Genomic DNA, 12012 nt, shown 5'->3' on the forward strand with positions numbered 1-12012 from the left:
GTTTTATTATTTATTTTTTACTTGTAAAAGGTAAACTTTCTTTTAAAAAACAGAAACTAAATTTTATTCATTTGCTGTTAAGAAAAGAAGTCAAAATTTTATTGTCAATTTTCTTTTTAGCCATAACAAAAACCTCCAAATATTATATAGTTATTTTATCATATATTATTTAGAGATTTACACAAAAATTTTTACACACCCTTTTAACAAAAGATTTAAAGCATATTGAAGGATTTTTATTTTATCTTTACAATCATCAATATTTTCAAATTCTAAATATCCTACTGTCATATACTGACCTGCTCTAAAATATTTTTTCTGAAACTTTTCATTTTTTAGTATATTTTCGAATTTTTTTATATTTTCTGGTTTATTTTCGCATTTTAGTATATCTTTCAACTCATTTTCTAATTTATTTTTTAATTTAGAAAAAAGTTCCTTACGTTTTTCGGAAGCAATTGTTACTTTCTTTTCGAAATCTTCTTTTGAAAGTTCTTTATTATTTTTATTTTTTTTAGGAACTGAATATTTTATTGCAATTATATTTTTCTGATTATATTGTTCTATTTGTAAATAAATATCTTCATCAGAAGTTTCTGTTAATTTATTAATTTTTTCTTCACTTAAAGGAAACCACCACATTCCCATAAATCCACCTGATGAGTTATTCACATAACCCCAACTACAATCTTTTTGTCTTCCAATAGCATGTTCTAATAAATTTTTTTCGTTTTTTAATTCTTTAAAAAATCCGATATAACAGTTTGAATTCCAGTCTTCCAAGTTCTTTTTTTCATATGAATTTACATCTGTTTCTATATTGCTCAAATAATTATGATAATTTTCAAATATTGAATTATTAATCTTATCCTTGTATTCTTTTAATAATTCTAGGATGTTTTCTCTTCCTAATATTACATTCACACCATTCTCTTTTAATCTTTCCATATTATCTTCATCATATATTTTATAATATACTGTTTTTATTAGAGCCTTCCCTTTGTTTATATTTTTATTTTTTTCAGATATTAATTTTGTATATATTTCAATCTGATTGCTATGTAAACCTGTTCCAACTTTATCTTCTATTATTACATATATATCTACTACAGGATTTTTCTCGTTTTCATTAGTTATAAATTCTGTTTTATTCTGAATTTCCAATAGTACGTCTATTTTCTGATATTGTCTTTTTATATTTACTTTCCTATCTTCGAGCTTTTCACCTAACATTTTTTCAATAAATTCAGTTGCAAGTAATTTTAATTTTTTTTCATCTTCTGATAAAATATTGTCATCAAAATTTACCCAGTTACATAACCAACATATAAAAGCATCCTGTGACAGCTCTGACGTTGCAAAATTAAAAATATTGTTTCTTTCCATTTTAAATCCCTTCTTTCTATAATATTAATTAATTTATTTATTTAACTGAATCTTCCACAATGTAAGCAATAATATTTATGAAATTTTCATTTTCTGGATATATTTGCAGTCCCCAAAGAAATGCCCACTCATTAAGAATATTAGTCATTATTTTAGCAATATCTTTTATCTGAGTCAATTCAATATTTTTTCCTGCTGTTATATTCAAAAATATTTTATAAGTTTTATTTTTATCAAAAGTTTCCAGCTTTAGTTTTAGGTTTTGCAAGAAATCATCAAAAGTTTCTAAATTTCCTTTTTCAAAAATTACGAAAGATTTTGAGGTTTTTTGAAATACAGTTTTTAAGTCCGCTAAATCAAGAGTAACCATTCCTTTTGCTGTTAAAGTTTTTGTTATTCCGTTGATTCCATTTTTTAAATCTTCTGAAGATTTGCATTTTATGATAAAGTCTGTTTTTGAATCAAATAGGTCAGTATAGCCATTTTCAATATCGTAAATGCCAGTAAAAATGTCGTTTTTTTCAGTGTTTCTGATTATTTCTAAGGCAAAATTTTTATCATTTTCAAAATATGTATTTAAAATTATCAAAATTACATCTGTATCTTGAAAATTTATTTTTAAATCTTTGTAGTCATTTTTAATTGTAATAATGCTTATATTTTCATGTGTAATTATTTCTTTCTCAATAGTGCTTAGAGCTGTTTCTCCTAAACTTATAATTTTTATTTTTGGCATTTTTTCCATAAATTTTCTCCTTTTTATAGAAATTTATTTTAAAATTTTGTATTCAATAATGTAATCTCCCTGACTTCGTAGCCACATTTCCGCTCCAAAACTTCCATAAACTTCGATTTTTACAGTATAAACTGTAGTTTCCCGATTATTTTCTTTAACTATTTTTTCATCCAATATTTCTGCAGTTGGAAATTTATCAAGCACATACTCGATATAGCCTCTGTATTTAAATTCTATTCTTGTAAGAGGTCCAGAATGCATAAAGTGTATGTATTTTCTAAATTCTCCATCTTTAAATTTGTCAGAATAATTTAGGATTTTAAACTTCTTGCCTGTATTTTCTATCTTTTTCATTCTATCAATTCTAAAAATTGCAGGATATTCTTCTTTATTTTCAATATATCCAATTAAATAAAAATAATATTCAGAAAACATTATTGACAGTGGTTTTATTTTATATTCCTTGTATTGTTTATCTTTTTTTGTATAATTTAAATGCACCCATTCTTGGTTTTTTATACATTGCGCTAATTTCCAAATGCTTTCGAGTAGTTTCTGTCCATGTTGTAAAGGAATATAATTCACCTTTTCACTATTTATCAAATTTTTTATTATCTCCCTATCGTTTATTGAGGAATTGTTAACTAGTTTCGTTATTAATTTTTCAGTTTCTTCTTTATTAAAAGCCCGACTTTCAAGGATAATTTTACTTATAGCCAAAAGTTCTTCGTTTGTAAAAGCTATCTTGTCATTCTTTTCAAGATAATAACCTTTTTTTGAACTAGAATATTTTATATCCGATTCACCTTCTTCAAAAAAATAATTCCTCAAAGTAGCTATATCTCGTTGTATCGTTTTTTTATCAACTTTAAATTCATTAGCTAAATCACTTCTATTCACTATCTCTTTTTGATTCAACCTTTTCATTATTTTTAATATTCTAATCGATTTTTCCTCAGAATTTTCATTTTTCATGATTAAGATTAAGCCTTTCTAAAAAATTCTTCTCAACGTTTTAATTATACCTTGATTTATCACTTTTTCAAAATTTAAAACTTTTTCCTAATTTTTCTATTACTTCGAAATCTTTTCTTTAATCTCTTTTCTTCAAAATATTCTACATATTCCTCTCTTATGTCTCTACAATTTTTCATTTTATTAAATTTCTCAATTTTTTCCGTTATTTTATCAACCATTTTTTTTATATCTTTTAATGAACTATCTAGATTTACTGTAAAACACATTAATGGAATTTCATTATTTTCACAATCAATATCTTCATAATTAACTTCCTTAAAATTAGGAAATATATCTTTTAATTCTTTCTGAATTAATTTTATTGTCTTTTCTTCGATTTTATTATCATTAAACCATTTTAACAAAAAATAATTATTTGTTTTTTTATCTTCTGCAATTAAATTTACACAAAAACATTCTATAAAAAATTCATGTTTCAACCATTTTATATAATCAAAACAACGATATACATCATAATCTTCAAATTTTTTATTTATATAACTTTCTAAAACTAAATATAAAGATAAATTTTCGTTAATACTTACACCAAAATTTTTCTTATTTTCCTGATTAATTTGATTGTAATAACTGTCAAAAATACTGTCATCTATATATTTTTTTGAATTTTCAAATAAAGTTAAAAATTTTTCTTTATCGTATAAAATACTTATTTCTTCTACTTCTTCCTTTTCATACCTAGAAATTAAATCAGATGAAAAATGAACAATTTTTACATTATTCTCTTCGTTTTCTTTTAAATTCTCATATTTTTTTAATAATTTAATTAATTTCCCATTGTATTCATTAAAATCTTTTGAATATTCGTAATAACTAAAATCTCTGAAATATATATATTTTCTGTTTCCATTTTGATTCCTATTTAAAATTAATAAAATCGGACAATTATCTAAAATTCTATCAATAAAAGTTCTATTTTCAGAATAATAATTTTTATTTGAAAAATGTATCTCAATATCTTCTGTAGTTAACTTTTCTCCTAAAATTTCCTCAATAAATTTTTTTGCCATATTTTTTAAAGCCACCTTACTGCTATTATTTGTAGTCTCAACATTTAACCATTTTATCATCCAATATAAAAAAATATCGGTATCAAACTCAGCGTTATAAAAAGCATCATTTTTAACTAATTTTACATTACTCATTTTCCCCATCTCCTCAACTTTATTTTTGTTATCTAATTATACTTTTTATATGAGACATATTTTGTCCCTTTAGAATAAAAATTTATTTTTTTAAAATTTTATAACTACAATATCAAATGCAACATTTTTTCATCTTGACAACAACAATTTTCGAGATACAATTATATCAGAAAGAGAAAAAAATAATTAATATTTCTATAATAAAAGGAAGTGACTTATTATGGTAAACCGTATCATTTTAAATGAAGTATCTTATCATGGATTTGGAGCAATTGAATCTATTCCAGGTGAAGTGGAAAAAAATAAATTCAAAAAGGCTTTTATTTGTACAGATCCTGGATTAATTAAAGCTGGAGCAGCTAAAAAAATTACTGATATACTTGATAAAGCTAATTTGGAATATTTAATATTTTCTGATGTTCAACAAAATCCTACGATTGAAAATGTAAAAGCTGGAGTTGAAAAATTTAAAGAAAGTGGTGCAGATTATATTATTGCAATTGGTGGAGGTTCTGCTATGGATTGTGCCAAAGCTGTAGCAATTATTATAAATAATCCTGAATTTTCTGATGTTCGAAGTCTTGAAGGAGTTGCAGATACAAAAAATAAATGCATTCCAATAATCGCAGTTGCAACTACAGCTGGAACAGCTGCCGAAGTTACAATAAATTATGTTATAACTGATGTTGAAAAAAATAGAAAATTTGTCTGTGTTGACCCACACGATATGCCAATAGTTGCGATAGTTGATCCAGGAATGATGATGACAATGCCAAAAGAATTGACAGCTGCAACTGGACTTGATGCACTAACTCACGCAATCGAAGGATTTACAACAAAAGCTGCTTGGGAAATGACTGACATGTTCCATTTAAAAGCAATTGAATTAATAGCAAAATATTTGAGAAAAGCTGTGGAAAATGACGAAGAAGCTAAAGAAAAAATGGCTCTTGCCTCATATTTAGCAGGAATGGGATTCTCAAATGTAGGACTTGGAATTGTACACTCAATGGCTCATCCTCTAGGAGCATTTTACGGAACTCCGCACGGTGTTGCAAACGCTATAATTTTACCAACTGTAATGGAATACAATGCTGAATATACAGGGGAAAAATTTAGAGAAATAGCAAAAGCTTTTGGAATAAAACATACTAAAAAAATGGCTCCCGAAGAATATAGAAAAGCAGCAGTAGAGGCTGTAAGACAATTGGCACATGACGTAAATATTCCTGAAAATTTAAAGGGAATAATGGATATAAAAGATTTAGATTTTATCGCTGAATCAGCTTTGAATGATGTTTGTACTGGCGGAAATCCACGAGATACAAACTTGGAAGAAATAAAAGAACTTTATAAAAAATTGTTGTAATTTACAAAAAAACTCCATTCGTTTTAGAGTGGAGTTTTCTATTCATATTAATTCCGAATTTAAATATTTAATTTTCTCAAAATTCAAGTCTATTTACTAATTATACTAAACCCTATTTGAATAACGAATACATTATAAATCTTTTTAGTAGATTAAACCTAATATTTACTTTCAAATAATTAAATAAATATTCGCTTTTTAAACGAAGAATAGTATTAGACAAACAATTTAACCATATCTTCAGAAGAATTAACTAAATACATCTTTTTATGAAAATTTAGATATGATAAAATGTGTAAATAAGATGCCTACATCATATATTGTATTTTGAATATTTATACAAAATCATGGACACTCTCTTAAAAGAAATTATCTTCTTCTTCCCCCGAACAACTTCAAATCCCTTTTCATAAGAATATCCACAATTCACAACTACCAATTCCTCATAATCATTTACTTTAATCTTTTCAATCTCATTCTTTTTACTTTTCTCCAATTTTCTATATTCAAAATCAGGAATCGTCACTTTAAATTTATTCAATTCTCCCCTAGCTTCTATTTTCCTTATTCGCAATTTTTTCCTGTCGTCTTCTGATAATCCTTTCATTTTTTCTCTTAAAATTTCAATATTTCTATTTATTTCTTCAAAATTCTCTTCGTAAATTATTCTTGGAATCACATCATATGAAGCAATATTTCTAAATATTCTTTGAACTTCAGATTTTGTTTTTTCATACTCAACAACATACTCTTTTAAATATTTTATATTATCCGTCACTTTATTAAAATATTTTGTATCTTTTAAACTTTCATAAGAATAAACACTATTAATCAAATCTAATTTTTGAACTTCAGAAATAATTCCATCAACTTTTAATAGTACACTTTTAGATTTTTCGTGAATTTCTTTATCTATAATAGCTTTCGCTCCTTTAATTCCAGAACATTCTTTTGTAAAAACAAAGCAATTATATCCTTCATCAACTTTTTCCCTATTACGAAAACATCTCCCCATTCTCTGAAAAAGTCCATTCAAATCTGACAATTCTGTAATCAAAATATCAAAATCTAAATCAAGAGAAGCTTCTAAAACTTGAGTTCCAATCCAAACTCCATTTTCTTGAAATCCCTCTTTTTCTCTTTTATTTTTAACATCTCCTCTAAATCTCTTTGGATTCGCAAATTCAGTGATTTCCTTTTCTTTATTTGTTCGATCTCTTTTTATAAATCTACTATGTATCAAATTCAATTCCTCTTTTGGAATATTCAAATTTTCATAAATCTCTTTTGCTTTTTTAACTGTATTACAAATAACCAAAATTTTATTATTTCTATATTTTCCTTTTATAAATTCTGCATTTATACTTTCTTCCATCACTTTTAAACTATGTCTCTTCTTATCATTCGTAAACGGTTCTGTCGTAACAAATTTTACACCTTCTTTTTCAAGCAAATAAGTAACAATCCCAGGAAGAGTCGCAGTCATTATCGCAAATTTCCCTCCAAAATCAGTAATATACTTCAATCCATAAATCAAATAAGCCAACAAATCAGCTGAATACATTTGAATTTCATCAATAACTACCTTAGAATAAGACAATGTCGCTACCTTCAACTCAAATCCTGGAGCTCTAAACACAAAATCAAATAATTGGTCTATTGTACAAATTGTAAGTGGAAGTGAAAATTGCTTCGTTTTATTTATATATTCTGATAATTCTTCATTTTTTAGTAATTTATTTTCTTTAGAATTTTTTTCTGTATAATATTCTCTAAAATCAGAATGAAGCAAACCAATTCTCTTTTCTACATTTTCTCTTACAATATTTTTCACAACCCTGTCATAAATTGCATTAATTGCCACTCTCAAAGGCAATGTAAAAAATCCCTTATTATTTCCTATCCAAAGTAATCCAGCCTCTGTTTTTCCATATCCCGTCTGCGCCACAACTACCACATTCTCATCTTTATGCTGTTTCATAAATTTCTGCAAAGCATTCCAGTCATTTTTAGGATTGTCTTTTCTCAACACATCTTCCAAAAATTTTTCCATCTCAATTTCTAAAAAATCATTTTTTTCTTCAATAGTCGTATACGAACTTGCTGCGTAATCTATTTTATTTAACAATCCTTTTAACAAAACATATTTCTTAAAAATTTCAAGAGCTTCCTCTTTTTTCATATACATTTTTTCTGAATAAATTCTGTCATTTAATTTATAATATTTCTTACTCAATTTTTTTATTTTAAAATTATCATCTTCTCTTTTAAAAATCGAATATTTTTTTATTTCTCCATAAATTTCTTTAATAATATCAAAATAAATATTTTCCAAACTAGTCAATTCTGTTTCAAAATCATTAAGTTCAAACTCCATTTTTTTTATTTCTTCCTTAAAATCTTCATCTTCTATTTCAGAAATATCTCTTTCGTGATGCAATGCAACAGAATATGCCAAAATCTTTATATCCTCTTTATCAAAATTTTCTTTCAACAATTCGTTACTATTAATGAATGCTGTGCTCAAGATACCATGTGGAATTTCATTCTTTTTTAAATCTATCTCATATTTTTCTTTTAAAAGATTCTTTCGTTTTTCATTTGAAACTTTATATTGAAATTTTGCATTGATTTTTCCTAAATCGTGATAAATACAAGCTAAAAGTAACAATCTTTTATTAACTTCTATATTCGGATACAACTCTATTAATTTTTCAAAATTCTGTATTAATTTTTTTGTATGCTCAACTACTCTTTCCCCATTAGACTTAGCTAAAAAAATATTTCCCATCTAAAAATTCCCTCTCTTCTGACATTTAAATCACATTTCACAAAATACAACATCATTTTCTTCATCAACAGGAACTATTTCTCCTTCTAAAGCCGTAATATTTGAAGAATAAATTACTTCTTCCTTATTCCAAATTCTTACCATTTTAGGTGATTTCTTATTTCCAATATTTTCAGAAACATAATTTTTAGTTAATTCATATCTTGTTCCGAAGATTCTTGAATTTCCTACTTCTACTGAAGAATTAGAAATAAAATTTACTGGAATATATGCAAAAATATCCTTTTTAAGCTCAATATCCTCTTCCAATTCCTTTTTTTCAATTTCTACAATTTTAACTTCATCAATTACAACAATATCCTCTCTTCTCCCCAAACTTGGATACTCTCTAGGATATTTAAAAGCCTCAAAAATTAAATTTAAAAATTCTTCAGATTGATTTTCTGGAATAATATGAATTATTAAATTTACATCCACTAATAATTCTGCTGTTGCAACTCCTCTATTCACACCCAATCCATTCACATCAATCTGATGTCTTCCTTTTTCAAAAGAATTCCCATTTTTAAACTCATATCTTGTGTATAAATCATTCACTTTTGAAAAATAATTTCCACTAATACTTATTTTCATTGGATGATACTCTTTAAAATCACAAAGCGAATGAACCATACCGATAACTGTCGAATAAGGAGGAAGAGGATAAGTTTCTTTTAGCTGAAAACTGGTTGCAACTTTGTAATTTGCCATATTTTGATATAGTCTTAATTTTATTGCTTTCATAAAGATTTTTAGTGCATGACAATTTTAATTTATTTTTTAAAATTTCAAACACTTTCCCTCCTTTTTTCCTATTTTGTATAATATTCGCCAATTTTATTTTTCAACTGTTTAAAAAATTCTGGAACATTTAAAACTTTGATATTTCTTTTAGCTAATTCTGTTTCAATTTCTGTATCATTTTCAAATTGTTCTTTCACAATTCCAATAGCCGTATCATTTTCAATAAAATCATAAATTCCACTTGTCAATTTTTCAACCAAAATTTTATTATTTCTCACATCAACCACATTTTCAAAAAATGGATTTTTTATATCATAAACTCCACCAATTATAAATAATGGCTTTAGGTCTTCTCTTCTTCCACGAATATCTCTATAAAGTAATGAAATTGTATCCAATAATTTATTTACTCTTCTAGCTTTTTCTTCTTTTTTTATTTCAATTTCATCCAATTCATCAATACCTATTTTGTCTAAATCAATCGTAACAGTATATTTATAATACGACTTATGAATTTCCGCCTGTGCAATATTCGGAAAAACCTTTTCATTTCTATCAATTCTATCCACTAATCCTTTATTAGTCAAAAATTCCAAATCTCCCTTAAATGTTTCCAACGAAACTGCGTTAGAAAGTCTCACTATCGCTGATCTATTTTTAGAATTATCACCTTTAACAGTTTTCATATACCCAAAAAAATCCAATTCTGGATAATCTTTTATCGTAGTTTCTGCAGAAAACTGAACAACTTTTTTATCTCCACTACCTTCAGCTTTCACATTCGCTTTATTTTCACCCAATTGTTCAACAATATTATATCTAATAGCCTGTCTCGAAATATATGTATACTGTTCTCCTCTATTTCTCGATATTTTCTTCAATGTAGCAACATTTCCAATTCCTTCACCATAATTCGCACTTTCCGCTAAAAAAATCGCTGTAAATGTCAATCCTTTTTTATCCATGATTTATTCATCTCCCTTTGTCGTATTTTTTTCTTCACCTGTTTTTTCAAATTTATCTTCACCCAAAAGTCCTATCAAAAAAGCATGACCCAATGTTTGAAAATTTTCATCATCAGTAAAAATTTTCCCAAATAAATAGTGAACATTTCTTCCTGCATAAGAATGTCCTGAAATCAAAGTATCCATAAACATATTCACATCTTTTATTCTCAATGAATTTTGTAATCTATATAACAAACTTCCTAATTTCTTATCGTTTCCACTTTTTCCAAGATACGCTTTTCTAAATTCTATCCCATCTCTTCTAATAGAATAAACATCCTTTTCTTCCAATTCTTGCGAAACTTTTTTATTCTTGACTTCTTTTTCAGCCTTCTCCATTTCTTTCAACCTCCTAATATATTCAAGATTCACCAGCAACAAATCCTCAAGATTTCTTAAATTATAATTTCTTTTAACTTTAGAAATTTTATAATGACACAATTTATTAATTAAAGAAAACAAATTTTCATTATTTAATAATTCCGAAATTGTAACATCATATAAATAAAAATATCTTCTATCTAAAATATACCATTTATCTAGCAATCTATCCAATCTTAACTTATTTTTATTTAACAACTGCAAAATATTTTTTGACAGTAAAGTAAATCTATATGTTTCATTTTCATACTTAACAACCTGTATATCAGATAATTCATATTTAGATTCATTCGTTCTCTTTTGCATTTCTCTCAATAAATTTTTATACAAACTAATATTCTTTTCATTAAAATTTTCATTATAAATTTCACTAGCCATACCATTATTAATACTCTCCAACTGTTCTATACTGTGATTAGCATTAACAAACATTCCCTTACTTGCTCCATACACAAATCCTGCTGGAACACACGAATAAATTAATATAGCCAACGGAGTAACTGCAATATCATTTACAAAATTCCAAACATGCGAAGGTTTCCTATTCACATCAAATCCTGTATTATTCAAAAATCCTAAAGTATTTTTAAAATCTTTCATCAGCATATTTGTAACTGCACATTTATATTTAAATTTTGATTTATCCATTTCAATATATTCTTTCGCAGTATCAACAAAATATGATTTATATTCTTCATAAATATCTTTAGCAGCATTTCCTCTATTCAAAAATGAAACACTATTCCAAGCATTATTTACTAAAATATACGCAATATTTTTTGCAGCCAAATAATTTTTGCTATAACCTCTTTTATTTGAAATCTTTAATTTAAAAAAATTAATAATTTCCTTCATAATTTTAAAATTATCTTTTATATCTTGATTTATGCTATCGCTTATTTCTTCATTTTTCTTCGGTTCTTTTACTTTCTTCAACGCTTTTTCAAGTTTTTCAATCTCACTTTTACCATCTTTTTTTATAAAATCATACGCCGCTTTATAACTATTTGATTTTAATTTTTCTTTAAAAAACCCAATTTTTTCGTTTATTCTTTTCAATTCTTCAATTTCTTCAATCTTTCGATTCTCATTTTCAAAATTATCAATATACTCCTCAAACTCTAAAATTTTCCCATAAGTTAAAGTTTTCCCATATCTTTTTATAAAAAAATCAAAATATTTATATTCAAAATCTTCTAAAAGTTCCAACAATTCTTCTTTTGAAAATTTTAAACATCTATTTTGATCATCAATAAATTTTCTTACTTTTTCTTCTCCATCCGATGTTTCAAGTATATTAATAAATCCCAATAACCCTGCGTTATATGCCCAATCTTTTAATTTTAATTCTATTTTCCCGTCACTCATTTCTCTTCCTT

General features: G+C 25.7%; 9 protein-coding genes. 1 reads left to right on the forward strand and 8 read right to left on the reverse strand.

Features of this window, described 5'->3' with window-relative positions:
• Positions 1–177: 177 nt before the first annotated feature.
• The 4 genes from HW276_RS05100 to HW276_RS05115 form a co-directional block, all read right to left on the reverse strand.
• Complete coding sequence (locus HW276_RS05100; RefSeq protein WP_178937661.1) at positions 178–1386, reverse strand: hypothetical protein; 1209 nt, start codon at positions 1384–1386, stop codon at positions 178–180.
• Positions 1387–1423: 37 nt separating this feature from the next.
• Entirely contained in the window at positions 1424–2131 is a 708-nt protein-coding gene (locus tag HW276_RS05105) for a hypothetical protein (RefSeq protein ID WP_178937662.1), read from the reverse strand.
• Between the two features lie 24 nt (positions 2132–2155).
• Positions 2156–3097, reverse strand: a complete 942-nt coding sequence (locus tag HW276_RS05110; RefSeq protein WP_178937663.1) for a YafY family protein — start codon at positions 3095–3097, stop codon at positions 2156–2158.
• Positions 3098–3171: 74 nt separating this feature from the next.
• Positions 3172–4302, reverse strand: a complete 1131-nt coding sequence (locus HW276_RS05115) for a hypothetical protein (RefSeq protein WP_178937664.1) — start codon at positions 4300–4302, stop codon at positions 3172–3174.
• A 220-nt stretch (positions 4303–4522) separates the two neighbouring features.
• On the opposite strand from HW276_RS05115, the gene fucO reads away from it, so the two are divergent.
• Positions 4523–5671, forward strand: coding sequence for a lactaldehyde reductase (gene fucO / locus HW276_RS05120; RefSeq protein ID WP_178937665.1), 1149 nt, complete (start codon positions 4523–4525; stop codon positions 5669–5671).
• 313 nt (positions 5672–5984) lie between these two features.
• Here fucO and cas3 read toward each other — a convergent pair whose 3' ends face one another.
• From cas3 to HW276_RS05140, 4 genes are all read right to left on the reverse strand, one after another.
• Positions 5985–8462 carry a CRISPR-associated helicase Cas3' gene (gene cas3 / locus HW276_RS05125; RefSeq protein WP_178937666.1) on the reverse strand — a complete coding sequence of 826 codons (2478 nt, stop codon included), beginning with the start codon at positions 8460–8462 and terminating at the stop codon, positions 5985–5987.
• 30 nt (positions 8463–8492) lie between these two features.
• Entirely contained in the window at positions 8493–9245 is a 753-nt protein-coding gene (gene cas5b / locus HW276_RS05130) for a type I-B CRISPR-associated protein Cas5b (protein ID WP_146961099.1), read from the reverse strand.
• A 68-nt stretch (positions 9246–9313) separates the two neighbouring features.
• Positions 9314–10210, reverse strand: coding sequence for a type I-B CRISPR-associated protein Cas7/Cst2/DevR (cas7i, locus tag HW276_RS05135; RefSeq protein WP_178937667.1), 897 nt, complete (start codon positions 10208–10210; stop codon positions 9314–9316).
• 3 nt (positions 10211–10213) lie between these two features.
• Positions 10214–12001 carry a Cas8a1 family CRISPR/Cas system-associated protein gene (locus HW276_RS05140; protein ID WP_178937668.1) on the reverse strand — a complete coding sequence of 596 codons (1788 nt, stop codon included), beginning with the start codon at positions 11999–12001 and terminating at the stop codon, positions 10214–10216.
• Between the last annotated feature and the right edge of the window lie 11 nt (positions 12002–12012).

The organism is Leptotrichia sp. oral taxon 417 (assembly GCF_013394865.1).
GTDB lineage: Bacteria > Fusobacteriota > Fusobacteriia > Fusobacteriales > Leptotrichiaceae > Leptotrichia > Leptotrichia wadei_A.